Source organism: Limnohabitans sp. TS-CS-82 (genome assembly GCF_002943475.1).
Genome location: NZ_PTQX01000019.1, coordinates 1 through 24,352, shown reverse-complemented (window position 1 = coordinate 24,352; position 24,352 = coordinate 1). Strand labels below are relative to the sequence as shown.

Below are 24,352 nucleotides of genomic sequence, written 5' to 3'. Positions count from 1 at the left end.
AAGAAAAAGGCCTAGAGAAATCTAGGCCTTTTTTGTTTATGGGGTGTACGTGATGTTTGAGCGTCTAGACGACAAATGCGTACAGCAGCTCTAGCTATGAACCAACGATGCTTGCCAAAGCACTGCCGCTTTATGCCGCCACTTCAGCGGCTCGTTTCCAGCACAACTGGGCACGCGCCGTGTCTTCTTTTTGCTCAGCCAATTGGGCCAAGGTACGCCAAGCATGGCGCTGCATGTCGGCATGGGTGAGTTGAGGTGCAGCTTGCTCCAACATCTGTTGGGCCTTGCCCCACAGCGCATGATGCCAACACACCATGCCAGCCAAATATTGCAGCTCCACCCAACGTGGGTAAGTTTGACGCGCTCGGTCGATGCTGGCCAACCACTCGGGGTCGGCGGGCAACAACACCAGCGCACGGGCCAAAGCTTGGGCCACGCGCTCACGGATGGCAGGCGTGCAGCTGTCAGGCTGCTGCACCATGCGGTTCCACAAAGGCGTGAGCCAAGGCATCACGGCTGCGGCTTCGCCGCTGAGTTTGAGCATGCGTTGTGCGGCGTGCAGCACCACGTCGGGTTGACTGCGCTCGGTGACTTCTAGAGCATCCCATGCGCGTTGCAATTGGGCGCTGTCGTGCGCTTCGTTCAGGCTGGCCACAGCCAACTCACGCAACAGGCTTTGGCCAGCTGCATCTGAAAACGCGCCGTGCTTGGTCAGCAAGCGTGCGGTCTCTAAAGCTGAGGCATGTTGTTTGTTCAAGCGAGCCGCTTTGAGGCGCATGCGCAAAGCCAACATGCGGCGGGCTGCGCCGTGGCGCAGACCATCGAGCCAACGTGCAGCCTCTGGCGCATCGCGGTCGCTCAAGGACCAACGGGCGGCTGCCAAATAGGCGGCTTCCATGGTTTCTTCCACCAACTCATCCGACGCTTCGCGGTTCATGGCCATGATGGCTTGCAGGTGAGACACACGTGTATCGCGGTCACGCAAAGCGTGTGCGCTTTCAGCCGCCACCAAATGCGATACCGCACGCAGCTGGTGCGCGTGGCGAGGGGCAGGGTCATCAGCCGTGCGTACCGAAGCCAACAAGCTTTCTAATGCGAGGGCTTTGTCAGCCGACTTCACAGCGCGCACATAGCGACCACTCCACAACTCAGACAGAGCATCGAGCAAAGCCGCGTGCATGGCACGTTCTTTTTGTTGCAGGCGCCAGCGACGCGCTTGGTGCGGCAATTCAAACAAAGCCGACATGGCGCGCCACGACAAGTGCAGCATGACAAACAACACCACGAGCACGAGCAACACCAAATTGAGCGACAGGTCGACACGGTAAGGCGACCAAAACACAGTCACCGTGCTTTGATTGCCACCCGCCAACAAAGCAGACGCCACCGCCACACCAAACAGGGCCACAAACCACAGAGCGGCTCTCATGTCAGCGCCCCGCTGCAGCTGTGGTGAGGGCCGCGATGGTGTCGTCCACGCGCGGAATCTCAATTTGCTTGGACTGCGCCAACACCTCACGCGCCAGCGCCAAGGTGGTTTGGCCTTGGCGGGTTTGCATGTCGAAGTAATGCGCCAAATCGTCGTTGGCTTGCTTCATGTCGGACTGCACCACATCAAAGTGACGGGCCAGCAAACCCAAGCGGGCATTGAGCAAACGCAGTTTGAGGTTTTCTCGCACAAAGTAACTTTGGTCGGGCGCGAGCATGCTGGCTTCGGGCTTGTCGATGCGGCTCACGCGAATGAGGTTTTGTGCATCGTTCCAAATGTCGGACCACACCTTCTCCCACCAGCTCATGCTGATGGCTTTCGCCCAGCTGGTGGCAGGCACGGGCTGAGTAGCTGTGGGTTGAGACGCATTGCCCACGGCGTTCAGCAGTGGCAAAGTGTCGACCACGCGCACCAGTTCGTCGAGTTTGAACAGCAACGCCGGTGTGTCTGCCACTGCCGTGGCTTTGATACGTTCGATGTCACGCGTCACCGCACGCAGCACGGGTGCGAGGCGCGGTTGCGCGACTTTGGTCAAGCGTTGCTCAGCCGAGTTGAGCGCGGCCAATAAGGGCTGCACACTGCCAGTGAGCTGGGCTTGTTGTTGGGCCAGACGAATGGCGGACTCAATATCCACCACCAAGTTTTCGTCACGCGAGCGTGAGAGGCTTTGCATCAGCTCTTCGAGTTGACTGCGTTGCAAGGACACTTCGCTGAGTTTGGCGTCGGTCACCGACAAGCGGGCTGCCGTTTCGCGCGCCAGCTCTTCGGCTTGTTTGGAGGTCACACGCGCTTCCACGGCTTGGCTGCCGGTGTCCGCGCTTTGGCGTGCCAGTTGTTCTTGAATGCCCGAGAGCTTGGCCCACATCAGGCCCGACCCCACAGCGCCCACCACAGCCAACGCACCGATGCTGCGTGTGAGCCACTTGCTGGTGTCCGTTGTGTTGTTGAACTCACTCGCGCTGGCAAGCGGTTCTGTGGTGTGGCCCAAAGGCGGGAGGTTGTGGGTGTCGTCGTGCTCTGGCTTCATGCCAGAGATTCTAATGAGACTAATAAATCTGCCAATGACGGCTTAGACATTTGAATTTCACCAAAACCCAAGGACTGTGCGGTTTGCGCGATGCGGGGATGGGTGGCAAGACAGCGTGCCTTGGCCCAGCTTTGCGTGGGCAAAGCATGGACCAGATGCTCAATCGCTTGCGAGCTGCTGAAGCACCACACACTGCCGTCCGTCGCGGCACTGACGGCCTGCGCTTTGTGCTCTGCCGACCACAGGGGCGCGCGACGCTCGTAAGCCACCACAAACTGAGGCGATGCGCCTGCGGCCTGCAGTTTCTGAGCCAACCAATCACGACCTGTGCCGTTCGGTGGAACCTCTGCTACGGCGCTTGGCACTGCTTGTGAAACACCCGCAGTGCTTTGTGACATGCCTGCGTCTGCCGACACATCATGGCCACGAACAATCAGCACAGGCTGTCCTGCCTTGACTTGCGAGGCCACACGTTGCCACAAGGCTTCTGAGTCAAACTGCGCCGCGTCGGCGGCGGGGCTGTCAATGCACGCCTCGGGCACGCCCGCTTGCAGCAAGGCTTTGTGCGTGCCGGGGCCTGTGGCCCAACAGCGTGGGCCGTTTAGCCAGGTGGGGCTAGCAACTTGGCCAGCATCGACACGCTGCGCCGCGGGTTGGCTGTCAAAGAAATAGCGCACAGCCTGAGCGCTGACAAACATCACGGCCTGAAATTCAGCCCATTGCGCCCACGCTTGCACCACAGCTTGTCGATGTGTGGCGGGGCCCACCTCAATCAACGGCAAGGCCAGTGCTTGGTAACCAGCCATTTGCAACGCATCCACCCACGCTGGCGCATCGCCTGCAGGTCGGGTGATGATGACGCGCATGGCTGGCAACTTGAGGTTTAGTGAGCGCCTTGCGCGCGCAACTGGGCAGCGACCGATTCGCCCAGCAAGTTGGCGGCGTCGCGTGACTTGGGGTCAGTGGCATCCAAGGTTTGCTTCACCTCAGCACGCAACAACACCGGCGCGCCCGATGGATCGCCCCATGCGGCTTGCAAGTGCAGCACGCCATCGGTCAAGGTGGCGTGTGCGGCCAAAGGCATAGAGCAGCTGCCGCCCATCGCGCGGCTCACGGCGCGCTCGGCGGTCACGGTCAGCCAAGTAGCGGCATCGGCCAAGGGGGCCAAAGCTTGGGCCACGTCAGCGCGGTTGCTGCGCACCTCAATGCCCAATGCGCCTTGCCCTGCGGCAGGCAACATCTCGCTTGTTTCAAAAATATGGCGAATGCGCTCGCCCAAGCCCAAACGCTTGAGGCCCGCAGCCGCCAACACAATACCGTCGTACTGGCCTTCGTCGAGCTTGCGCAAACGGGTGTCGAGGTTGCCGCGCAGTGGCTCAATCTTCAAATCGGGGCGCAGTGCGCGCAGCAGCACAGTGCGGCGCAGACTAGAAGTGCCCACCACCGCGCCTTGCGGCAAATCATTCAGGTGCGCGTAGGTGGACGACACCCACGCATCACGCGGGTCTTCGCGCTCCATCACACAGGCCAGATCAAAGCCTTCGGGCAAATCCATGGGCACGTCTTTCAGCGAATGCACGGCCAAGTTAGCGCGGCCGTCTTCAAGGGCCACTTCGAGTTCTTTCACAAACAGGCCTTTGCCGCCTACTTTGCTGAGACTGCGGTCCAAGATTTGGTCGCCCTGCGTGGTCATGCCCAGCAGTACCACGCTGTGGCCTTGGTCCTGCAGCAAGGCTTGAACGTGCTCGGCTTGCCACATGGCCAAGCGGCTTTCGCGGGTGGCGATGGTCAAGGAAACAGGGGATGAGGAAGCAGTGGACAAAACAAAACTCGCTTTTTCAGGGCCACAACGCGCGTGGCGAAATCAATTGCGACAAATGTTAGCAGGCGCACCTGAGCGCCTTGGCAGAAAGCCCCCGCCAGCCCGATAAAATCTGACCCATATGACAAACCAACTCGACAAAAAATCCCAAGCCTGGTCCGCCCTGTTTTCTGAACCCATGAGCGAGTTGGTCAAACGCTACACCGCCAGCGTGTTCTTTGACAAACGCTTGTGGCAAGCCGACATCACGGGCAGCTTGGCCCACGCCGAGATGCTGGGCCACCAAGGCATCATCGGCAAAGACGACCAAGCCGCCATTGAAAAAGGCATGGCACAAATTTGGTCTGAAATTGAATCCGGCCAGTTCGAATGGAAGCTCGACCTGGAAGACGTGCACCTCAACATCGAAGCGCGCCTCACCCAACTGGTGGGCGATGCGGGCAAACGCCTGCACACCGGCCGCAGCCGCAACGACCAAGTGGCCACCGACGTGCGCCTGTGGTTGCGCAGCGAGATGGACCTGATCATCGACTTGTTGGTCGATCTGCAAAAGTCACTCGTGGAAGTGGCCGAGAAAAACGTCGAAGTCATCTTGCCGGGCTTCACCCACTTGCAAGTGGCGCAGCCCGTGAGCTTTGCCCACCACCTGTTGGCCTATGTGGAAATGTTTGCACGCGACGCCGAGCGCATGAGCGACGTGCGCCGCCGCACTAACCGCTTGCCATTAGGCAGCGCCGCTTTGGCTGGCACCACCTACCCGTTGGACCGCGAGCGCGTGGCCCGCACCTTGGGCATGGTCGATGAACACGGCAACGCACAAGTCTGCCAAAACAGCTTGGACGGCGTGAGCGACCGCGACTTTGCGATTGAGTTCACCGCCGCCGCCAGCCTGTGCATGGTGCACATCAGCCGCATGTCAGAAGAGTTGATTTTGTGGATGAGCCAAAACTTTGGCTTCATCAAAATTGCAGACCGTTTCACCACAGGCAGCTCGATCATGCCGCAGAAGAAAAACCCAGACGTGCCCGAACTCGCACGCGGCAAAACCGGTCGCGTGGTGGGCCACTTGATGGGCCTCATCACCTTGATGAAAGGCCAGCCCCTGGCCTACAACAAAGACAACCAAGAAGACAAAGAGCCTTTGTTTGACACGGTGGACACGCTCAAAGACACGCTGCGCATCTTCAGCGAAATGGTGGGCGGCCAAGTCAACCCAGCTACAGGCCAAAAAGAAGGTGGCATCACCGTCAACGCCCAAGCCATGGAAGACGCAGCCAAAAAAGGTTTCGCAACCGCCACCGACTTGGCCGACTACTTGGTGAAAAAAGGCCAACCCTTCCGCGATGCCCACGAAACAGTGGCACACGCCGTGAAAGCCGCCGCCAGCCACAACTGTGACTTGTCGGAGCTGCCACTGGAAGTGCTGCAAAGCTTTCACCCAACAATCGAAAAAGATGTGTACGACTGCCTGAGCCTGCATGGCTCGCTCAATGCACGCAACACTCTGGGTGGAACAGCACCTGTTCAGGTGCGAGCGCAGATTGAGCGTCACCACAAACGCCTAGGCTGATATGTCAGACGCCCCGAGTCAGCGCAGCGCCCTCCACGCCATCGCTGCCTTTGAGGCAACCAAAGGCTTGGCCGCGCTGGCTGGTTTGATTGGCGTGCTCGACCTGCTGCACCGCGATGTGCGTGCTGTGGTCTTGACGCTGATTGGTCGCTTTGGCCTGGACCCCGAGGCGCACTACCCTTCCCTGCTGCTGCATTACGCTGAGTTGCTGCCAGACACCGATGTGCACATGTTGGTGATGCTGGCCTCGGCCTACATCGCGCTGCGTTTCATCGAGGCCACGGGTCTTTGGCTACACAAAGCATGGGGTGAATATTTGGGCGCGCTGTCGGGCGGCATTTACATTCCGTTTGAGGTGGTGCATTTCATCGACGAGCCCTCATGGATGAACGCCTTCATCGTGACATTGAATACGGTCATCGTGGGCTATCTCACCTACGCTCTGTGGCGACGCCATCAACACCAAGCACACGCATGACCGACATCCTCACCCTCACCATAAACCCCGCACTGGATGTGCTCACCTCCATCGACCACGTGAGCCACACCCACAAGATGCGCTGTGGCCCCACGCTCAAACACCCGGGCGGCGGCGGCGTCAATGTGGCGCGTGTGCTGCACCGCTTGGGCGCCAACTGCGTGGCTTTGTATATGGCAGGCGGCGTCACAGGCGAGCGTCACCACAAATTGATGAGCGCAGAGAAAGTGCGCTGCCATGTCATGCCCATCGCCGAAGAAACACGCGAGAGTTTTTCGGTGCACGAAACATCGAGCGGCAACGACTTTCGCTTTGTGTTGCCCGGCCCTGAGGTCTCAGCCGCTGAAGTGGAAGCGTGTTTTGACTACGTGGCCCAACACCTGCCCAAACAATTCTTGGTCATCAGTGGCGGCTTGGCACCTGGCGTGCCCGAGAACTTTTATGCGCGCTTGACCACCTTAGCCAAAGCGCACAGCGTGCGCGTGGTGCTAGACACCAATGGCCCTGCGCTGACCGAAGCACTGAAGGTCGGCGTGTATTTGTTCAAACCCAGCTTGCGTGAGCTGCGCGATTTAACCGGCCAAGCCTTGACCACCGAAGAAGCCCAAGTAGCAGCCGCGCAGCAACTCATTCAAAGCGGCCACGCCGAGATCGTGGCGGTGTCTTTGGGCGCAGACGGCGCCTTGGTGGTCAGTGCCAACGAACAGTGGCGTGCCCGCAGCATTCAAGTTGATGTGCAAACCACGATTGGCGCGGGCGACAGTTTTGTGGGCGGCATGGTGTGGTCACTGGGGCGTGGAGACAGCTTGGTCAAGGCGTTTCAGTACGGCATGGCGTCTGGGGCGGCCGCCTTGCTTGCGCCCGGCACCTCGTTGAGCAAAGCGGCAGATGTGCACTATTTGCTGCCACAAGTGGTGGTTCAAGCAGCCTGACGCCCTCGCTTTAAATTATTTCAATCCCGCTGTCGCACTCTTCACAGGGCTTGAGCATCACCTCGGGCTACCATCCGTCTCAAATTTAGGAGACCTTGCATGCCCGTGATTACCAACATCGAAGACTTGCGCGTTTTAGCCGAAAAACGCGTGCCCCGCATGTTCTATGACTACGCCGATTCCGGCAGCTGGACGGAAGGCACGTACCGCGCCAACGAAGCAGACTTCCAAAAAATCAAGCTGCGCCAACGCGTGGCGGTGAACATGGAAAACCGCACGACCGCCACCAAGATGGTCGGCCTCGATGTGAAGATGCCCGTGGCTATTGCCCCCGTAGGCCTGACCGGCATGCAAAGCGCCGATGGCGAAATCAAAGCCGCACGCGCTGCTGAAAAATTTGGCATCCCCTTCATCTTGTCCACCATGAGCATTTGCTCGATGGAAGACGTGGCCGCTGCCACCACCGCCCCCTTCATGTACCAGCTCTACATGATGCGCGACCGCGAAGCCATGTCCAACATGATTGAGCGCGCCCGCAAAGCCAAGTGCAGCGCCTTGGTCCTGACGCTCGATTTGCAAGTGATTGGCCAACGCCACAAAGACCTGAAGAATGGTTTGACGGCGCCCCCCAGCCCCACCATCGCCAACATCATCAACCTCATGACCAAACCCCGCTGGTGTTTGGGCATGGCTGGTACACGCCGCCACACCTTTGGCAACTTGGTAGGCCACGTCAAAGGCGTGAGCAACATGAAGTCGCTGTCCTCATGGACCAACGAGCAGTTTGACCCACGCTTGTCGTGGGAAGACGTGGCTTGGGTCAAAGCCCAATGGGGTGGCAAGCTCATCCTCAAAGGCATTCAAGACGTGGAAGACGCAAAGCTGGCCGCGCAAAGCGGCGCGGACGCCATCGTGGTGAGCAACCACGGCGGCCGCCAATTGGACGGTGCGCAATCCAGCATCGAAGCCCTGCCCGCTATCGTGGCCGCTGTGGGCGACCAGATTGAAGTGTGGATGGACGGCGGCATTCGCTCGGGCCAGGACGTGCTCAAAGCTTGGGCCTTGGGCGCACGCGGCGTGCTGATTGGCCGCGCCATGGTCTATGGCTTGGGTGCGATGGGTGAAGAAGGCGTGACCAAGGCGCTGCAAATCATCCACAAAGAACTGGATGTGACCATGGCGTTTTGCGGCCACACCAACATCCAAAACGTGAACACCAACATCTTGCTGCCGGGCACGTTTCCCACGGCTTGAGGTGCATGAGTTGAGGCACACTTGACGGATGACTGAACACAAAACTGCACCCACCGGCGTCAGCGGCTGGTGGCGTGCGCTGAGCATTTTCTTGGCCCTCGTGGTCTTCATTGGCTGGGCGTTCAGCGCCAGCATGTACGAGCAGTTCAAGGCGCAAATTCACCACCTCGAAGCCAAGCTGGTGGAAATTCCGCAGGTGCGTGAGGTGTCCGTGTTGCTTGACGATGCGCAGGCCCCCGCCATGCTGCTGACCTACGACCCGAAAAATCAAAAGCTGCAAGTGCAACGCTTGAACGATGTACTCGAAGGGCGTGAGCAAGCCCTGCATGTGTGGGCCATCGCCGAAGACGACACCCCACGCATGTTGGGCGTGCTGACCAACAAATACAAAACCCAACAACTCGATGTGCCCACGCAAGCCCTAGAAGGTGCGCGCACTCTGGCCATCAGCGTTGAAAACAAAGACCGTGGCCCGCGTGATGGCAAGCCTCGCCAGCCTTTGCTGTTCAAAGGTTGGTTGGTTCAAAAAGCCATTTAACTCGGATGCGCTTTGGTGAATGGGTGAGTTGTGACCTCTTCGCCTGAAGCAGCACTGCAACGCCGCATTGCCCACCTCGACATGGACGCGTTTTATGCGTCCGTAGAGCTGCTGCGCTACCCGCAACTCAAAGGCTTGCCTGTGGTGATTGGCGGTGGCCGCCGCCGTATTGACGACATGCTGGCCCGCTTGCGTGAGGCCCACCCCGACTACGAATGGTCGGAAGACAAGCTGCACGAAATTCCGCTCGACTTTTTTCCGCGCATCGCAGGCTACACAGGGCGCGGCGTCATCACCACCGCCACCTATGCAGCGCGGCAGTTTGGCGTGGGCTCAGCCATGGGGGTGATGAAGGCGGCCAAGCTGTGCCCCGACGCCATCTTGCTGCCGGTGGACTTTGACCAATACCGCCATTACTCGCAACGCTTCAAAAGCATCATCACCGACATCGCGCCGCTCATGGAAAACCGGGGCGTGGACGAGGTGTACATCGACTTCACAGACGTGCCAGGCGGCCAACGTGAAGGTGGGCGCGTGTTGGCGCGCCTGATTCAAAAAGCAATTTTTGACGACACAGGCCTCACTTGCTCAGTAGGCGTCGCACCCAACAAGCTACTGGCCAAAATGGCGAGTGAGTTCAATAAGCCCAACGGCATTTCCATCGTAGAGCCCGACGATTTGGAAACCATGATCTGGCCCCTGCCCTGTCGCAAGGTCAATGGCATTGGCCCCAAGGCCGAAGCCAAGCTGGCCAAGCACGAGATTCACACCATTGGGGATTTGGCGCAGCACGACCGTCTGTGGCTGATGCAGCACTTTGGCAAAAGCTACGGCGCGTGGCTGCATGACGCCGCACACGGCAAAGACGACCGTCCCATTGAAACCGAAAGCGAGCCCGTGAGCATCAGCCGCGAAACCACGTTTGAACAAGACCTGCATGCCGTGCGTGACCGCGAGGCGCTGAGCGCGATCTTCACCAAGCTCTGTGAACAAGTCGCCGCCGACTTGCAACGCAAAGGCTATGTGGGAAAAACCATTGGCATCAAGCTGCGCTACGACAACTTTCAAAGCGTCACACGTGACCAAACGCTAGACCACCACATCCACCAAGCCACTGCGATTCGACAAGCGGCAGGCCAATGCCTGAAGCGTGTGGACCTCACGCGCCGATTGCGTTTGTTTGGCGTTCGTGTGGGTTCCTTGATGAAACTAGAAGACTGGCAAGCTCAAGGTCTGCGCAAAGAAGAAACATCGAACCAGCCCTATACCGAGTCCCTGTTTGGGGACGATATTGCTCCAAAGTGATAAGAGAACCGCACAGGCGAAAATAACAAAATTAATGAAATTGGATTTTGAAAAATGCGCTTACTCACACGCAATCTATTTGGCTTACTCGCTTGCGTTTTTCTTTTAAGCGGCAATACCCAAGCAGCTTGTCTGGGTGAACAAAACACCACCAAGGTCTACACCTTTGACGTGGTGCCTCAGCTCACCGCTGCCAAAATTTACACCACATGGTCCCCTTTGTTGCAACGCGTAGGCCAAGATGCCGGCCTGTGTTTTGAGCTGCGGGTGTCCGCCACCATTCCAGAGTTTGAGCAAAAGCTGCTCAAGGGTGAACCTGAGTTTGTGTTCCTCAACCCGTATCACGCGGTGTTGGCAAACCAAAAGAAAAAATACCAACCCTTGCTGGCCGACAGCGAAGATTTGCTCACCGGCATTTTGGTGGTGCGTGCAGACAGCCCCATCAAAAGCTTGGAGGAGCTGAAAGGCAAAAGCATCAGCTTTCCGGCACCCAATGCATTTGCCGCGTCGCTGCTGATTCGCGCTGAGTTGGCGAAAAAGAAAATTGACATCACCCCCGTGTTCGTCAAAACACACAGCAATGTGTACCGCTCGGTCATTGGCAAAGACGCCATCGCTGGCGGTGGCGTGAACAACACCCTCGACAACGAAGCGCCCGAAGTGCGCCAACAGTTGCGCGTGCTCTACGAAACCCCTGCCTACACGCCGCACCCTGTGGCCACGCACCCGTCTGTCCCTGCCGCGGTGCGCGAGCGCTTCTTGAAGGCCATGCTCAAACTCACGCAAGACGAGGAAGGCCGCAAACTGTTGGATGGCATCAACCTCAGCAAGCCTCAAGCCGTCACTTACGCCAAACACTACAAACCTTTGGAGTCTTTGCAGCTCGAGAAGTTCTTGGTCTTGACGGGTCAGTGACATGCCACAACGCCTGAACGCCTCGCAATGGCAAAGCATCAAACCCGCCCTGTTGATTGGTTTGGCGTTGGCGTTGCTGCAAATTGGCTCAGGCGTGGCGGCGTATTACCAATCGAAAAGCTTGCTGTGGGAAGGTAAGTTTCAAACCTCACACAACCTCACGCAAGGCTTGGTCGTGGCGGTGGCTGATCAGATGGTGCTCAAAGACTACGCCTCGGTGGAGTCACGTATTTTGCAAACCATGTCCAACGCCGAAGTGGCCTCGGTCATATTGACCGACACCACAGGCAAGGTGCTGTCGGCCCTCAAGCGTGAACCGGGTCAAGAACCACGTTTGGTGTTTGAACCCAACTGGATTCAAACACCGCCCTCAAACCAATCGTTGTTGCAATCACGCGATGATGCCTTCATCACCACCTGGACCAAAGTGAGCTTGGGCTCAGACCTCGGGTGGGTGCGTTTGCAAACCTACAACGAACTCGACAGCGCAGACTTGCGCAGCCTGCGTCAACAAACGTTGTTGCTGTCGGCGTTGTCGGTGGTGTCGGGCATCATCATCTTGGGTGTGTTTTTGTGGCGCGCGTATTTCACCGTGGTCAAACGCGGCCACATGTTTGAAGTCAAGCTCGACGAAGCCACCAAGCGTTTGGTGCAATCCGAAAAACTCGCCTCATTGGGCGAACTGGCGGCGGGCGTGGCCCACGAAATCAACAACCCCGTGGGCTATGTGTCATCCAACCTCACCACCTTGCAAAAGTATTTGGCTGTCTACGAAAAAGTGTTGGATGCCCCCGAGGCTGACAGCACTGAGATGGCTGCGCTTAAGAAAAAACTCAACTACGCTTTCATTCGCGACGACTTGCAAAACTTGGTGAAAGAAACCCAAGAAGGCGTGGGCCGTGTGAAGGCCATCATCCAAGACTTGAAAGACTACGCGCGCACCAATGCGGCCACGCACTATGTGGCGTCAGACATCCAGGTGGGTTTGAAGTCCACGCTCAACATTGCACGCAATCAACTCAAAAATCGTGCGGATGTGCGACTGGAACTGGGCAATTTGCCTTTGGTCGAATGTGCCCCTTCGCAAATTGACCAAGTGTTTTTGAACCTCATCGTCAACGCCGCCCAAGCCATGCCAGAGGGCAAGATGGGCTTGATTGACATCCGCACGCACTGCGATGACACACAGGTCTGGGTGGAGGTGCAAGACAACGGGCCTGGCATTACGCCTGAGATTTTGAAGAAAATCTTTGACCCGTTTTTCACCACCAAAGACCCAGGCACGGGCACAGGCTTAGGCTTGTCGGTGTCGCAAAACATCATTCAACAGCACGGCGGCACGCTCACCGTGGACAGTACCGTGGGCGTAGGCACCACCTTCAAAATAACCCTTCCCATCAAACGCCCTGCGGCCCAAGGATGACCATGACTTCTAGCAATGAATCGTTCGATGCCAGCCAATACAAAGTGTTGTGCGTAGATGATGAGCCCAACATTTTGTCCGCACTGCGCCGCATGTTGTCACTCGAAGGTTTTGAGGTATTCACAGCAGAAAGCGGCGCACAAGCGTTGGAGCTGCTGGCCAAAGAACCGGTAAACGTCATCATTTCTGACATGCAAATGCCCGGCATGAATGGCACAGAGTTGCTTGAGAAAGTACGCCAACAATGGCCGCACACCATGCGCCTCATGCTCACGGGTGCCTCCGATGTGTCTGGTGCGATTGAGGCCATCAACCAAGGCGCGATTTACCGTTACACCGCCAAGCCGTGGAACGACGAAGAACTGCTGGGCACCATCAAATCAGCCATCGCATTTGGTACCTTGGCCAACGAGCATGACCGCTTAGAAGCGCTCACCATCGCGCAAAAAGAATCGCTCAATGAAATGGTGGACACGCTCGAATCTCGTGTGCAAGAGCGCACCAAAGATTTACGCGCCGCCTATGTGGCATCGATCAAAGCGTTCTCCAACATCTTGGAATTACGCCGCCCAGACCTGTTGCCGCATTCACGCCGCGTGGCCACGCTGTCAATGAAGATGGCCAAGCTGGCGGGCTTGAGCGATGACGAATGTCAATCGGTGTACATCGCAGGTTTGTTGCATGACATCGGCAAGATTGGTTTGAGCGACCGCGTGCTCAACACCAAATTCATCGAATTGCCCTTGGCCGATGCCAAGGTGTATCGCACCCACTGCGCCATGGGTGAGACCACACTCAACAGCTTGGACGACATGAAGGGCGTGGCCGCCATCATTCGCTCGCACCACGAATACTTCAACGGCACGGGTTTTCCCGATGGATTGACAGGGCAAAACATTCCCATCGGCGCGCGCATTGTGGCCATCGTTGAGGCCTACGAAGAATTGCAATCAGGCGACTATGCCAAAAGCGAAAGCAGCCCTGCCGATGCAGTGCGCGTGATTCTGAGCAACAAGGGCACACTGTTTTGCCCCGAGATGACCGACGTGTTTGTGAAAGCCCTGCGCGCTTAAGCGCCGGTCATCATTGACGTGCCGTGCGCACGTTGGACGGCATGGCCTGCGGGTGGCTGGTGCGCCACGGGTTGATGTCTAAGCCACCGCGACGTGTGTAGCGCGCATACACCTCTAAGCGCAGCGGTTTGCAACGGCGTGTGATGTCCATGAAGATGCGCTCCACACATTGCTCGTGAAACTCATTGTGGTTTCTAAAGCTCACGATGTAACGCAACAAACCCGCTTGGTCAATTTGCGGACCGGTGTAGCTGATGCGCACACTGCCCCAATCAGGCTGGCCCGTGACTAGGCAATTGCTTTTGAGCAAATTACTCGTCAAGGTTTCGGTGGTCGGCGCTTCGTTGAAATTGGCGGTGAGCAACTCGGGGTTGGGTTGGTATTGGTCGCACTCCAAATCCAAACGGTCAAGACTGAGACCATCCAGCTCATGCACAGGCTCGCGGTCAAAGCTCTCGGGCAGCACCAGTTGCACACCCACACTCGCTTTGACGGCTTCGCCATGCCAAATACTCGCGCTCAAGTCTTGACGCAAACGCGTTTGCAACTCGGCCACATCGTCGATGCGCGTGTTGTTGAAACTGTTCAAGTACAGCTTGAACGATTTGCTCTCAATGATGTGCGTGGACTCTGCAGGCACGGTGATGCGTGCCAAAGCCACTTGTGGTTTTCCGCGTGTGTTGAGCCAGCTCAGCTCATATGCCGTCCACAAGTCAGCACCAAAAAATGGCGGCTGTGCGGGGACACCAATTTCGTCGCGTTTGGTTTGGCGCGGAATGGGAAACAACAGTGATGCGTCGTACTGGTCCACATACGACGACGATTTACCCAGTTGTGATTGTTCAGGCGTGTTCATAGGTTTCAGTCCAGTTTGCGGCGGAACACTTGGCGGTCTGGCTCGGACACCGAGGCATCAAACGCATAGCCTTCAAGGTTGAAGCCTTCGAGGCCTTTGGGTGTTTTGACTTGATGCGTCACGGCATAGCGCGTCATCAAGCCACGCGCACGCTTGGCGTTGAAGCTGATGATTTTGTATTTGCCGCCTTTGTAGTCTTCAAACACGCACTCAATCACGCGCGCTTTGAGGGCTTTGCGGTCCACCGATTTGAAATACTCTTGCGAAGCCAAGTTGACGATGATGGGCTCACGCTCACCGTTCAAACGTTCGTTCAAATAATCGGCAATCTGTGTGCCCCAAAATTTGTAGAGGTTGTTGCCTTTGCCGTTGGCCAGTGCGGTGCCCATTTCTAGGCGGTAAGGCTGCATCCAGTCGAGGGGGCGCAGCACGCCGTAGAGGCCACTCAGAATTGCCACGTGTTCTTGCGCCCAGTCCAAGTCTTTGGGTTTCAAAGTTTTGGCATCCAAGCCTTCGTACACATCGCCGTTGAAAGCGAGCACCGCTTGCTTAGAATTTTTTGCGGTGAATTTGGGGCTCCACGCTTGGTAGCGCGCCACGTTCAAGCTAGAGAGTGCATCGCTCAAGCTCATCAAGCTGGCAATGTCTTGCGGTGATTTTTCTTTGAGCACATCAATCAACTCGGCCGACTGCTTCACAAACAGCGGCTGTGTGTGCGGCACGTCACCCGCAGGGGTGTCGTAGTCGAGGGCTTTGGCGGGTGAGAGCAAGAACAACATAAGAAAAAAAGGCTTCACAAGGAAGCCTGAATTATGCGGTGCATGCTGTGTCCGTTCACGGCTAAGGCTGCTGCACCAAATCAACACCATAAAACCAATGCCGCCCCAGCGCGGTGATGTGAAAGCCTTTCACCTCGGCACGCAGCACCTTGTATTGGTTGGCATGGGCAATGGTCAGCCAAGGCGCTTGGTCTTTGAAAACCAATTGCGCTTGCTCATACAAATGGGTTCGCTCCTGTGGGTCCAACGAGGTCTTGGCTTTTTTCACCAAAGCGTCGTAGCTGGCATTGCAAAAACGTGCGAGGTTGTTGCCATCCACCGCATCGCAGCTGAGCAAGGTGTTGAGGAAGTTGTCGGGGTCGCCGTTGTCGCCCGTCCATCCGTACAACACCATGTCATGCTCGCCCGTGCGTGCGCGTTGGAAATACTCAGACCAGTTGTGGGTTTTGACCGTGACGCGCACCCCGATTTCGGCCAAGTCTTCTTGAATGAGTTTGGCCACAGCGATGGCGTCGGGCATGTAAGGGCGCTGCACGTCCATGGCCCACAAATCGACACTGAAGCCTTTGGCGTAACCGGCCTCTTTCAAAAGCGCCATCGCTTGCGCGGGGGCGTAGCTGTCTTCGGGCACGTTTCGGTTGTAGCCCCACTGAATGGGGGGAATCGGATTGGTGGCGGGCAAGGCGGTGTGCTTGTACACCTGCCGCAAAATGCGGCGTGTGTCGATGGCCATGTTCAAAGCGCGGCGCACACGCACATCGGTGAAAGGTGGCTTGCTGGTGTTGTAAGCCATGTAGCCGATGTTCACGCCTGTTTTTTCTTGCATGACCACACCATCTGTACGCCTCATCTCAGGCAAATCGGCAGGGTTGGGATAAGGCATGACATGGCATTGCCCAGCCTTGATTTTTCGCCAACGCTCAGACGCATTGGGCGTGATGCTGAAAACCAAATGGTCCAGTTTGCTACGGCCTTCCCAGTAATCGTCAAACGCCTGAAACACCACCTCTTGACCGCGGGTGTAACTTTTGAATTGAAACGGTCCCGAGCCAATCGGTTGCTGGTCGAACAGCTCTGGGGTTTGGTTGTTCAACATCGCTTGCGCGTATTCCTGCGATTGGATACCCGCCCATTGCATGGCCAAGGTCGACACAAAGGTGGCATCGGGGCGGTTCAACACCACCTCCACCGTGTACGCATCCAATTTGCGAACACGCTGGAGCAATTGCGCAAAGCCCAAACTCTCAAAGTACGGATATCGGCTGCGGGTCACATGGCGGTAGGGATGATCGGTCTGCCACTGACGCCACAACGTGAACAACACGTCATCGGCATTGACATCGCGCGTGGGTTTGAAATTGGCATTGCTGTGCCATTTCACACCGCGGCGCAGGCTGAACACATACGTGCGTCCATCTTTCGAGACACGCCATTGCTGGGCCAATGAGGGCCGAAGCTGCGTGCCACCTTGCTCAAACCGAACGAGTCGATCGTAAATTTGACCGGTCACATCAAACGAGGTGCTCGTGCCATTGAAGGCGGGGGTGAAATACTCGGGATCACCTTCTGAGCAAAAAATCAAAGTCTTGTCAGCCGCCATCGCCGTGGCGTGTAAGCAAAGCAGCATCATCAGATGTAGCATTTTTTTCATAAAATTTATTCGCAAGTAATTTAATAGGTCTAATTTAATTCAAATTACGCGTATCACTGAATAGCATTGAACTAAAAGGCACGGATTTGCTCTAGGTAAAATGCGTGGCCGCATCTTGCATCCAACGGCAGCATTCAGTCTGCCGTTTTTCTTTTGTCAAAACACATCCCATGAGCAACACGCCCGCTACACCCATCGAACAACCCGGCCTTGAGCGCCTGTCCAAATCGTTCGAGCCCGCCGCCCTTGAAGCCCATTGGGGCCCCGAGTGGGAACAACGCGGCTATGGCGTCGCTGGCTTCCGTGGCACAGGCGCACCGGCGGCTGACGCACCCGCGTTTGCTATCCAACTGCCACCACCCAACGTGACTGGCACGCTGCACATGGGCCATGCGTTCAACCAGACCATCATGGACAGCTTGACGCGCTACCACCGCATGTCTGGCTTCAACACCGCTTGGATTCCCGGCACGGATCACGCAGGCATTGCCACGCAAATCGTGGTGGAGCGCCAGCTGCAAGCTAAGGGCATCAGCCGCCACGACATGGGCACCAGCCCTGCCGAAGCGCGCAAAAACTTTGTGAGCAAGGTGTGGGAGTGGAAAGAAGAATCGGGCAACACCATCACCAGCCAGATGCGCCGCATGGGCGACAGCGTGGACTGGAGCCGCGAATACTTCACGATGGACCCCAAGCTGTCCAAAACTGTGACCGAAACCTTTGTGCAGCTGTATGAGCAAGGCCTGATCTACCGAGGTAAGCGCCTGGTGAACTGGGACCCGGTGCTGATGAGCGCGGTGTCTGACCTGGAAGTTGAGAGCGAAGAAGAAGACGGCTCGATGTGGCACATCCGCTATGACTTGGCCGATGGAAGCGGTTCATTGACCGTGGCCACCACCCGTCCCGAAACCCTGCTGGGTGACGTGGCCGTGATGGTGCACCCCGAAGACGAGCGCTACAAGCACCTCATCGGCAAGCAAGTCAACCTGCCACTGTGCGGCCGCACCATCCCCGTGATTGCCGACGACTACGTGGACAAAGCCTTCGGCACCGGCGTGGTGAAGGTCACGCCCGCGCACGACACCAACGACTACCAAGTGGGACAGCGCCATAAGCTAGACATGATTTGCGTGCTCAACCTCGACGCCACGATCAACAACAACGCTCCTGAAAAATACCGAGGCCTCGACCGCTTCGTGGCCCGCAAGGCTGTCGTGGCTGACATCGAAGCTGCAGGCGCTTTGGTCGAGGTGAAGAAACACAAACTCATGGTGCCACGCTGCGCCCGCACTGGCCAAGTGATTGAGCCCATGCTGACCGACCAATGGTTCGTCGCCATGAACAAAGTCAGCGACAAAGACTCAACAGGCAAGAGCATTGCGCAAAAAGCCATTGACGCTGTGCAATCTGGCCAAGTGAGTTTTGTGCCCGAGAACTGGGTGAACACCTATAACCAGTGGATGAACAACATCCAAGACTGGTGTATCTCGCGTCAGCTCTGGTGGGGCCACCAAATCCCAGCGTGGTACGACGAAGACGGCAAGGTATATGTGGCGCGTGATGAGGCTGAGGCTCAGGCTAAGGCCCCTGGCAAAACACTCAAGCGCGACGAAGACGTACTGGACACTTGGTATTCCAGCGCACTGGTGCCATTCAGCACACTGGGTTGGAGCAGCGACGCAGCTGGCGAGGGTGCCGGAGCCGGACGCAGCGACATTGCGAGCGAAGCGAGTGGGAGCAAGGCCGGTTGCGGCACCCTCGGCAGCGGAACCGACGACTATGACCTGTACCTGCCAAGCAGCGTGCTCGTGACTGGCTACGACATCATCTTCTTCTGGGTCGCCCGCATGATCATGATGACGACCCACTTCACAGGTCGCGTGCCATTCAAACATGTTTACATCCACGGCTTGGTGCTCGACGCGCAAGGCAAGAAGATGAGCAAGTCAGAAGGCAATGTGTTGGATCCTGTCGATTTGATTGACGGCATCACGCTCGAGCCTTTGCTTGAAAAACGCACACAAGGTTTGCGTAAGCCCGAAACTGCGCCCAAGGTGCGCAAGCAAACAGAAAAAGAATTTCCAGAAGGTATTCCTGCCTACGGTGCAGATGCACTGCGCTTCACCTTTGCGGCCATGGCCACACTGGGTCGCAGCATCAACTTCGACAGCAAGCGCTGCGAGGGCTACCGCAACTTCTGCAACAAAGTGTGGAACGCTTCACGCTTTGTGTTGATGAATTGCGAAGGCCAAGACTGCGGCCTCAAAGAACACACCAAAGCCGAGTGCGTGGTGGGTGGTCCAGCCCATGGCTATTTGAAGTTCAGTCAAGCCGACCGCTGGATCGTTTCTAAGCTGCAACGCGTGGAAGCCGAAGTGGCCAAAGGCTTTGCCGAGTACCGCCTCGACAACGTGGCCAACACGATTTACGACTTCGTGTGGAACGAGTTCTGCGATTGGTATTTGGAAATCGCCAAGGTGCAAATTCAACAAGGTGCCGCCGCACAAAACCGCGAGGAAGGACAAGCCGCCCAAAGGGCGACGCGCCGCACCCTCATTCGCACGCTCGAAACCATCCTGCGCTTGGCCCACCCCATCACGCCCTTCATCACCGAAGAGCTGTGGCAAACGGTGGCGGTGGTGGCCGGTCGCGTCAAGGCGGACGACAAAACAGCATCCATCAGCATCGCCGCGTACCCCGTGAGCCAACCTGAGCGCATCGACGAACAAGCCGAAGCCCATGTGACACGCGTCAAATCATTGGTGGACGCTTGCCGCAACTTGCGCGGTGAGATGGGTGTGTCCCCCGCCACGCGCATGCCTTTGTTTGCATTGGCTGGCAACGCCGAAGAACACGCGTTCATGCAAGGCGTGGCGCCTGTGTTGCAAGCCTTGGCTAAGCTCAGCGAAGTCAAAGTGTTTGACAACGAAGCAGCGTGGTCTGCCGCCGCACAAGCCGCACCTGTGGCTGTGATTGGTGAGTTGCGCGTGTGCTTGTTCATCGAAGTGGATGTGGCCGCCGAGAAGATTCGTTTGGGCAAAGAAGTCGAACGCTTGCAAAACGAAATCGAAAAAGCAGGCTCTAAATTGAAGAACGAAGCATTCGTGGCCAAAGCGCCACCGGCGGTGATTGAAGAAGCCAAGAAGCGCGTGGCCGAGTTCACTGCCACCCTGGCCAAAGTGCAGGAGCAGCTTGTCAAACTGCAGAAATAAAGCCTCGTTAAACTTGGCAAAACTATTAATTTCAAACGTATGACCAAAGCACTCACCAAAGCCGTGTTCCCCGTCGCAGGCATGGGCACACGCTTCTTACCCGCCACCAAAGCCAGCCCTAAAGAAATGCTGACCGTGGTGGACAAGCCTCTCATCCAATACGCGGTGGAAGAGGCCTATGAGGCTGGCATTCGTGAAATGATTTTTGTCACGGGCCGCAGCAAGCGCGCTATTGAAGACCACTTTGACATGGCCTACGAGCTCGAAACCGAACTCGAAGCCGCAGGCAAGCAAGCCCTGCTCGACATCGTGCGCAGCGTGCAACCTGACGACATGCAATGCGTTTACGTGCGCCAAGCTCGCGCACTGGGCTTAGGCCATGCGGTGTTGTGCGCCGAGCACTTGGTAGGCGATGAGCCCTTCGCCGTGCTGCTGGCTGACGACTTGATGCGCGGTAAACCCGGCGGCCCTGGCGTGTTGAAGCAAATGGCTGAAGTGTTTGAGCGCACACAGTCTTCTGTGTTGGCTGTGCAAGAAGTGCCGCTAGAGCATGTACACCGCTATGGCGTGGTGGCCGGTAAAGACATCGGTAATGGTTTGGTGGACATCCAGCAAATGGTGGAAAAACCCAAAGCCGAAGTAGCCCCATCACGCACCACAGTGGCTGGCCGTTACATCTTGACGCCAGCGGTGTTCGAGCGCATTCGCGCAGGCGGCCGTGGTGTGCAAGGTGAGATTCAACTCACCGACGGCATTGCCGGTTTGTTGGCCACAGAAAAAGTGTTGGCTTATTCGTATGAAGGCAAGCGCTACGACTGCGGTAGCAAAGTGGGCTTCTTGCAAGCGAGCGTCGAGCTTGCCTTGCAACACGCAGAAGTCGGTGCTGAATTCCGCGACTACCTCGAGCAACTCAACATCGCTTCATTCAACGTCGCTTGAGGATGTGAACAAAGTCGCGGCCCTCGGTGGTTTGCGACAACAGTTCATTTCCAGTTTGCTTAGCAAACGCTGCAAAGTCACGCACCGAACCCGTGTCGGTTGACAGCACTTTCAGCACCTGACCACTCTCCATCGCAGTGAGGGCCTTCTTGGCTTTCAAAATCGGCAGCGGGCAGTTCAGGCCACGCGTGTCCAGTTCGACATCGATGTTCATGCGGGAAACACTCCGGTAGACAAGTAACGGTCGCCACGGTCGCACACGATAAAAGCAACCGTCGCGTTCTCAACCTGCTGCGCAACTTGCATCGCCACCCAACAGGCGCCCGCAGCAGAAATACCAGCAAAGATGCCCTCTTCACGTGCCAAGCGGCGGCACATGTCTTCGGCATCGTCTTGGCTCACGTAGACCAACTCATCCACGTTGCTGGCGTCGTAAATTTTGGGCAGGTACTCTTGCGGCCATTTGCGAATGCCAGGGATGCGCGAACCTTCCGAAGGCTGCGCACCGATGATGCGAATGGCAGGGTTCTTCTCTTTCAAGAAGCGCGACACACCGGTGATGGTGCCCGTGGTGCCCATGGCGCTCACGAAGTGCGTGATGCGGCCCTGCGTTTGCTCCCACAGCTCGGGGCCTGTGGTTTCATAGTGGATACGTGGGTTGTCTTCGTTGGCAAACTGGTCGAGCATGCGGCCTTTGCCCTCGGCTTGCATGCGCTCAGCCAAGTCGCGGGCGTATTCCATGCCGCCGCTCTTGGGCGTCAAAATCAATTCAGCACCAAAGGCCTTCATGGTTTGCGCACGTTCAATCGACAAGTCCTCGGGCATGATGAGCACCATGCGGTAGCCCTTGATGGCCGCAGCCATGGCCAGTGCAATGCCGGTGTTGCCAGAGGTGGCTTCAATCAAGGTGTCGCCTGGCTTGATGTCGCCGCGCTCTTGCGCGCGTTGAATCATCGACAAAGCGGGACGGTCTTTCACAGAACCCGCAGGGTTGTTGCCTTCAAGCTTGCCCAAAATCACGTTGCCGCGTTTGGCGTTGTCGGCAGCGCCCATGCGCTGCAAAGCGACCAAAGGCGTCTTGCCAATGGCGTCTTCAATCGTGGGATAAATCAGGTTTGAACTCATAAGACGCTACTGTGCCATAAGTCGGGAAGGGCCTAGAGACCTAGCTCTAAAGCGAAGCAACCCCGTTGTTTTTTCAAAAATCGTCGATAACATTCCTTTATCAAATTTAACGACCTAAGGACTCATCATGCAAAACCCAATCAAACCCCAAGTTGAAGCCTCTATGCAAGCTGCTTTCGAATTGGCTAACCTGTCATTCGCGCAAGTTGAGCGCATCACTGAGTTGACACTTGAGCAAGCCAAGGTCAGTGCCGAGTTGGCTCAAGAGCAACTGGCATCTGCCTTGGAAGTGAAAGATCCAACAGCAGCGATTGCCCTGTTGAAGGACCAATTGGAAACATCCGCCAAGAGCTTGGCAGGCTTTGCCGCCACGGCATTCGAACTGGGCCAACAATTCCAAGCCGAAGCCACCGCTTTCGCAGAAGGTCACTTTGACCAAGCCCACACAGCGGCCAACAAAGCGCTCCATGAAAACCTGAAGAAAGCCCCTGAAGGCTCTGAAGCTGCTGTGCAAGCTGTCAAAGCCGCTGTGGATGCAGGCAACAAAGCACTCGCCGAAGCCCGCAAAAACGCCAAGAAAACTGCCGAGTTGGCTCAAGAAGGCATTGCCAAATTGAAAGAACACGCACCTAAAGCAGCCAAGGCACCTGTGCGTCGCAAAGCGCGCGCCTAAAACTTCGTTGCGTTAAAAAATAAATCCCCGTGTCGCAAGGCACGGGGATTTTTTTATGCGGTGGGTTCGGCCGCCTTGACTGGGCGGCAATCGCCACAGAAGAAATGGCTTTTATCCAGCAAGCGGCGAAATGAGCCGAGAGCACGCGGCTTGTGCAAACCACACTTCATGCAACTCATGGTGTTGATCATGTTGCCCGTAGCACCAAACGGACTGCCGCCCGCTTTGGATTTGTAGCGAAGACCGTCGCTGGCGATTTTGGTGGTGACGTCGTCTTTGCTCATGTATCAATTTTATCGAATGATTGACCAAGGGTAATTGCTGACGATGACGCCCTGCACCCCGCTTGTCATTCAACAGGCTCAAGTTATTGGATTTCGTGCCGATACTGCCTAGGCAGTACGTAAAAATCCCATCTCTCATGTCTGACTACCACGTCACCGTTGCATCCTTGAAATCTTTGGAAACAACCAAGGACGGTGCTGTTGCGTTTTCAAAAGACACACACCGCACCATGGACGGTACTCAGCAGGTCAAGTCCGAACAAAAGCCGGACACGCTGACGAAACAACCTGCGCGCGTGAAGTTGACCGACCTCAATTACTCCATCAACCACGAAGACAAAGCCTTGCACTTGAAAGTCAAAAGTGCCGATGGTGAGGTGGTTCGCGAAGTGGTGTTTGACAGGATTGATCCCAGCTTGCTTGATGCGAAGAAGCTCAAAGGCATCTTCATCGATGACAACTCATAAAAACCGTGGCGATGAAAAAGCTACCCAAAATTGAATTGCATCAGCTGGTGCCATGGGGATTGGCGCTGTCTGCATTGGGGTTCGGGTTGTTGCACACAGATGAGTTCATGAACATCGGCGCCATGCTGCTTCCTCTTGGTTTGTTGCCCGCGGTCTTTGTATTGTCAAAATACAAAGACTGACTTCAAGAGCAGCTCAAACCAAGATCGGAGAAAGTTTGAATCGCCCCGCATTTGAACTGACCCCCAAGAGTTGGACAAACTTAAAGGGGGTGACATGAGGAAGTACGAAACCGAGTTCAAGCTCAAGGTGGTCAAGAGCTTTTTGAATGGGGACGGCGGAGCGAAGTTGCTGGCCCGGCAGTGGTCAGTGCCTGAGGAGAAGATCCGTACTTGGGTAAGCCACTACCGTCTGCACGGCATTGACGGGCTACGACCCAAGCGCAGCAAGTACAGTGCGCAGTTCAAGTTGCAGGTACTGTCTCATCAGGACCGTGAGCAGCTTTCTTGCCGGCAGGTTGCGGCGGTCTATGACATCCGC

General features: G+C 56.7%; 25 protein-coding genes. 15 read left to right on the top strand and 10 right to left on the bottom strand.

Features of this window, described 5'->3' with window-relative positions:
* Nucleotides 1-130: 130 nt before the first annotated feature.
* From C5F52_RS26340 to hemC, 4 genes are read right to left on the bottom strand one after another with little or no spacing between them, the layout of a single operon-like run.
* Nucleotides 131-1,429, bottom strand: a complete 1,299-nt coding sequence (locus C5F52_RS26340) for a heme biosynthesis protein HemY (protein ID WP_104801347.1) — start codon at nt 1,427-1,429, stop codon at nt 131-133.
* Nucleotide 1,430: 1 nt separating this feature from the next.
* Nucleotides 1,431-2,516: a uroporphyrinogen-III C-methyltransferase gene (locus tag C5F52_RS26335; protein WP_104801346.1), complete on the bottom strand. Its 1,086-nt coding sequence runs from the start codon at nt 2,514-2,516 to the stop codon at nt 1,431-1,433.
* Nucleotides 2,513-3,382: a uroporphyrinogen-III synthase gene (locus C5F52_RS26330; RefSeq protein WP_104801345.1), complete on the bottom strand. Its 870-nt coding sequence runs from the start codon at nt 3,380-3,382 to the stop codon at nt 2,513-2,515. The genes C5F52_RS26335 and C5F52_RS26330 overlap by 4 nt, the downstream gene beginning before the upstream one ends.
* Before the next feature lie 17 nt (nt 3,383-3,399).
* Complete coding sequence (gene hemC, locus C5F52_RS26325; RefSeq protein WP_104801430.1) at nt 3,400-4,275, bottom strand: hydroxymethylbilane synthase; 876 nt, start codon at nt 4,273-4,275, stop codon at nt 3,400-3,402.
* Nucleotides 4,276-4,459: 184 nt separating this feature from the next.
* Here hemC and argH point away from each other — a divergent pair, with 184 nt between their 5' ends.
* From argH to C5F52_RS26280, 9 genes are all read left to right on the top strand, one after another.
* Nucleotides 4,460-5,908 carry an argininosuccinate lyase gene (gene argH / locus C5F52_RS26320; RefSeq protein ID WP_104801344.1) on the top strand — a complete coding sequence of 483 codons (1,449 nt, stop codon included), beginning with the start codon at nt 4,460-4,462 and terminating at the stop codon, nt 5,906-5,908.
* A 1-nt stretch (nt 5,909) separates the two neighbouring features.
* Complete coding sequence (locus tag C5F52_RS26315) at nt 5,910-6,386, top strand: DUF2127 domain-containing protein (RefSeq protein ID WP_104801343.1); 477 nt, start codon at nt 5,910-5,912, stop codon at nt 6,384-6,386.
* The gene (locus C5F52_RS26310) at nt 6,383-7,318 is read left to right on the top strand and encodes a 1-phosphofructokinase family hexose kinase (RefSeq protein WP_104801342.1); all 936 of its coding nucleotides are present in this window, start codon (nt 6,383-6,385) and stop codon (nt 7,316-7,318) included. Before C5F52_RS26315 ends, C5F52_RS26310 begins: the two co-directional genes overlap by 4 nt.
* Before the next feature lie 99 nt (nt 7,319-7,417).
* Nucleotides 7,418-8,572 (top strand): alpha-hydroxy acid oxidase, encoded by a 1,155-nt coding sequence (locus tag C5F52_RS26305; RefSeq protein WP_104801341.1) that lies wholly within the window; start codon nt 7,418-7,420, stop codon nt 8,570-8,572.
* Between the two features lie 28 nt (nt 8,573-8,600).
* The gene (locus C5F52_RS26300) at nt 8,601-9,110 is read left to right on the top strand and encodes an anti-sigma factor domain-containing protein (RefSeq protein ID WP_104801340.1); all 510 of its coding nucleotides are present in this window, start codon (nt 8,601-8,603) and stop codon (nt 9,108-9,110) included.
* A gap of 81 nt (nt 9,111-9,191) precedes the next feature.
* Nucleotides 9,192-10,415 carry a DNA polymerase IV gene (gene dinB, locus C5F52_RS26295; protein ID WP_104801429.1) on the top strand — a complete coding sequence of 408 codons (1,224 nt, stop codon included), beginning with the start codon at nt 9,192-9,194 and terminating at the stop codon, nt 10,413-10,415.
* 54 nt (nt 10,416-10,469) lie between these two features.
* Nucleotides 10,470-11,330 (top strand): phosphate/phosphite/phosphonate ABC transporter substrate-binding protein, encoded by an 861-nt coding sequence (locus C5F52_RS26290; RefSeq protein WP_104801339.1) that lies wholly within the window; start codon nt 10,470-10,472, stop codon nt 11,328-11,330.
* 1 nt (nt 11,331) lies between these two features.
* The gene (locus C5F52_RS26285; RefSeq protein ID WP_104801338.1) at nt 11,332-12,753 is read left to right on the top strand and encodes a sensor histidine kinase; all 1,422 of its coding nucleotides are present in this window, start codon (nt 11,332-11,334) and stop codon (nt 12,751-12,753) included.
* Between the two features lie 2 nt (nt 12,754-12,755).
* Complete coding sequence (locus tag C5F52_RS26280; RefSeq protein WP_161499772.1) at nt 12,756-13,826, top strand: HD domain-containing phosphohydrolase; 1,071 nt, start codon at nt 12,756-12,758, stop codon at nt 13,824-13,826.
* A gap of 10 nt (nt 13,827-13,836) precedes the next feature.
* Here C5F52_RS26280 and queF read toward each other — a convergent pair whose 3' ends face one another.
* The 3 genes from queF to C5F52_RS26265 form a co-directional block, all read right to left on the bottom strand.
* Nucleotides 13,837-14,682, bottom strand: a complete 846-nt coding sequence (gene queF, locus C5F52_RS26275) for an NADPH-dependent 7-cyano-7-deazaguanine reductase QueF (RefSeq protein ID WP_104801336.1) — start codon at nt 14,680-14,682, stop codon at nt 13,837-13,839.
* Between the two features lie 5 nt (nt 14,683-14,687).
* Nucleotides 14,688-15,461, bottom strand: coding sequence for a peroxide stress protein YaaA (gene yaaA / locus C5F52_RS26270; protein ID WP_104801335.1), 774 nt, complete (start codon nt 15,459-15,461; stop codon nt 14,688-14,690).
* Nucleotides 15,462-15,522: 61 nt separating this feature from the next.
* Nucleotides 15,523-17,112: an ABC transporter substrate-binding protein gene (locus C5F52_RS26265; RefSeq protein WP_104801334.1), complete on the bottom strand. Its 1,590-nt coding sequence runs from the start codon at nt 17,110-17,112 to the stop codon at nt 15,523-15,525.
* 170 nt (nt 17,113-17,282) lie between these two features.
* Here C5F52_RS26265 and C5F52_RS26260 point away from each other — a divergent pair, with 170 nt between their 5' ends.
* Together C5F52_RS26260 and galU are read left to right on the top strand one after the other, a co-directional pair.
* The gene (locus C5F52_RS26260; RefSeq protein WP_104801333.1) at nt 17,283-20,324 is read left to right on the top strand and encodes a valine--tRNA ligase; all 3,042 of its coding nucleotides are present in this window, start codon (nt 17,283-17,285) and stop codon (nt 20,322-20,324) included.
* Nucleotides 20,325-20,363: 39 nt separating this feature from the next.
* Nucleotides 20,364-21,263, top strand: a complete 900-nt coding sequence (galU, locus tag C5F52_RS26255; RefSeq protein ID WP_104801332.1) for a UTP--glucose-1-phosphate uridylyltransferase GalU — start codon at nt 20,364-20,366, stop codon at nt 21,261-21,263.
* Here the strand turns inward: galU and C5F52_RS26250 are convergent.
* Together C5F52_RS26250 and cysM are read right to left on the bottom strand one after the other, a co-directional pair.
* On the bottom strand, nt 21,250-21,477 hold the full coding sequence (locus tag C5F52_RS26250) for a sulfurtransferase TusA family protein (protein ID WP_104801331.1): 228 nt from the start codon (nt 21,475-21,477) through the stop codon (nt 21,250-21,252). The two genes, galU and C5F52_RS26250, sit on opposite strands and share 14 nt — an antisense overlap.
* Nucleotides 21,474-22,376 (bottom strand): cysteine synthase CysM, encoded by a 903-nt coding sequence (gene cysM, locus C5F52_RS26245; protein ID WP_104801428.1) that lies wholly within the window; start codon nt 22,374-22,376, stop codon nt 21,474-21,476. Before cysM ends, C5F52_RS26250 begins: the two co-directional genes overlap by 4 nt.
* A 139-nt stretch (nt 22,377-22,515) precedes the next feature.
* On the opposite strand from cysM, the gene C5F52_RS26240 reads away from it, so the two are divergent.
* Nucleotides 22,516-23,061 (top strand): phasin family protein, encoded by a 546-nt coding sequence (locus C5F52_RS26240; RefSeq protein WP_104801330.1) that lies wholly within the window; start codon nt 22,516-22,518, stop codon nt 23,059-23,061.
* Between the two features lie 53 nt (nt 23,062-23,114).
* Here C5F52_RS26240 and C5F52_RS26235 read toward each other — a convergent pair whose 3' ends face one another.
* Nucleotides 23,115-23,345, bottom strand: a complete 231-nt coding sequence (locus C5F52_RS26235; RefSeq protein WP_104801329.1) for a hypothetical protein — start codon at nt 23,343-23,345, stop codon at nt 23,115-23,117.
* A 137-nt stretch (nt 23,346-23,482) separates the two neighbouring features.
* Between C5F52_RS26235 and C5F52_RS26230 the strand changes: the two genes are divergently transcribed.
* From C5F52_RS26230 to C5F52_RS26225, 3 genes are all read left to right on the top strand, one after another.
* Nucleotides 23,483-23,812 carry a hypothetical protein gene (locus C5F52_RS26230; protein WP_104801328.1) on the top strand — a complete coding sequence of 110 codons (330 nt, stop codon included), beginning with the start codon at nt 23,483-23,485 and terminating at the stop codon, nt 23,810-23,812.
* An 11-nt stretch (nt 23,813-23,823) separates the two neighbouring features.
* Nucleotides 23,824-23,994: a hypothetical protein gene (locus tag C5F52_RS29960; RefSeq protein ID WP_161499771.1), complete on the top strand. Its 171-nt coding sequence runs from the start codon at nt 23,824-23,826 to the stop codon at nt 23,992-23,994.
* Nucleotides 23,995-24,088: 94 nt separating this feature from the next.
* On the top strand, nt 24,089-24,352 hold a 264-nt coding region (locus tag C5F52_RS26225; RefSeq protein ID WP_146100170.1), incomplete at its 3' end, for a transposase.

Coding starts and splice junctions, on each gene's coding strand:
- C5F52_RS26340 (WP_104801347.1), bottom strand. CDS start 1,429: ATGAGAGCCGCTCTGTGGTTTGTGGCCCTGTTTGGTGTGGCGGTGGCG.
- C5F52_RS26335 (WP_104801346.1), bottom strand. CDS start 2,516: ATGAAGCCAGAGCACGACGACACCCACAACCTCCCGCCTTTGGGCCAC.
- C5F52_RS26330 (WP_104801345.1), bottom strand. CDS start 3,382: ATGCGCGTCATCATCACCCGACCTGCAGGCGATGCGCCAGCGTGGGTG.
- hemC (WP_104801430.1), bottom strand. CDS start 4,275: ATGTGGCAAGCCGAGCACGTTCAAGCCTTGCTGCAGGACCAAGGCCAC.
- argH (WP_104801344.1), top strand. CDS start 4,460: ATGACAAACCAACTCGACAAAAAATCCCAAGCCTGGTCCGCCCTGTTT.
- C5F52_RS26315 (WP_104801343.1), top strand. CDS start 5,910: ATGTCAGACGCCCCGAGTCAGCGCAGCGCCCTCCACGCCATCGCTGCC.
- C5F52_RS26310 (WP_104801342.1), top strand. CDS start 6,383: ATGACCGACATCCTCACCCTCACCATAAACCCCGCACTGGATGTGCTC.
- C5F52_RS26305 (WP_104801341.1), top strand. CDS start 7,418: ATGCCCGTGATTACCAACATCGAAGACTTGCGCGTTTTAGCCGAAAAA.
- C5F52_RS26300 (WP_104801340.1), top strand. CDS start 8,601: ATGACTGAACACAAAACTGCACCCACCGGCGTCAGCGGCTGGTGGCGT.
- dinB (WP_104801429.1), top strand. CDS start 9,192: ATGGACGCGTTTTATGCGTCCGTAGAGCTGCTGCGCTACCCGCAACTC.
- C5F52_RS26290 (WP_104801339.1), top strand. CDS start 10,470: ATGCGCTTACTCACACGCAATCTATTTGGCTTACTCGCTTGCGTTTTT.
- C5F52_RS26285 (WP_104801338.1), top strand. CDS start 11,332: ATGCCACAACGCCTGAACGCCTCGCAATGGCAAAGCATCAAACCCGCC.
- C5F52_RS26280 (WP_161499772.1), top strand. CDS start 12,756: ATGACTTCTAGCAATGAATCGTTCGATGCCAGCCAATACAAAGTGTTG.
- queF (WP_104801336.1), bottom strand. CDS start 14,682: ATGAACACGCCTGAACAATCACAACTGGGTAAATCGTCGTCGTATGTG.
- yaaA (WP_104801335.1), bottom strand. CDS start 15,461: ATGTTGTTCTTGCTCTCACCCGCCAAAGCCCTCGACTACGACACCCCT.
- C5F52_RS26265 (WP_104801334.1), bottom strand. CDS start 17,112: ATGAAAAAAATGCTACATCTGATGATGCTGCTTTGCTTACACGCCACG.
- C5F52_RS26260 (WP_104801333.1), top strand. CDS start 17,283: ATGAGCAACACGCCCGCTACACCCATCGAACAACCCGGCCTTGAGCGC.
- galU (WP_104801332.1), top strand. CDS start 20,364: ATGACCAAAGCACTCACCAAAGCCGTGTTCCCCGTCGCAGGCATGGGC.
- C5F52_RS26250 (WP_104801331.1), bottom strand. CDS start 21,477: ATGAACATCGATGTCGAACTGGACACGCGTGGCCTGAACTGCCCGCTG.
- C5F52_RS26240 (WP_104801330.1), top strand. CDS start 22,516: ATGCAAAACCCAATCAAACCCCAAGTTGAAGCCTCTATGCAAGCTGCT.
- C5F52_RS26235 (WP_104801329.1), bottom strand. CDS start 23,345: ATGAGCAAAGACGACGTCACCACCAAAATCGCCAGCGACGGTCTTCGC.
- C5F52_RS26230 (WP_104801328.1), top strand. CDS start 23,483: ATGTCTGACTACCACGTCACCGTTGCATCCTTGAAATCTTTGGAAACA.
- C5F52_RS29960 (WP_161499771.1), top strand. CDS start 23,824: ATGAAAAAGCTACCCAAAATTGAATTGCATCAGCTGGTGCCATGGGGA.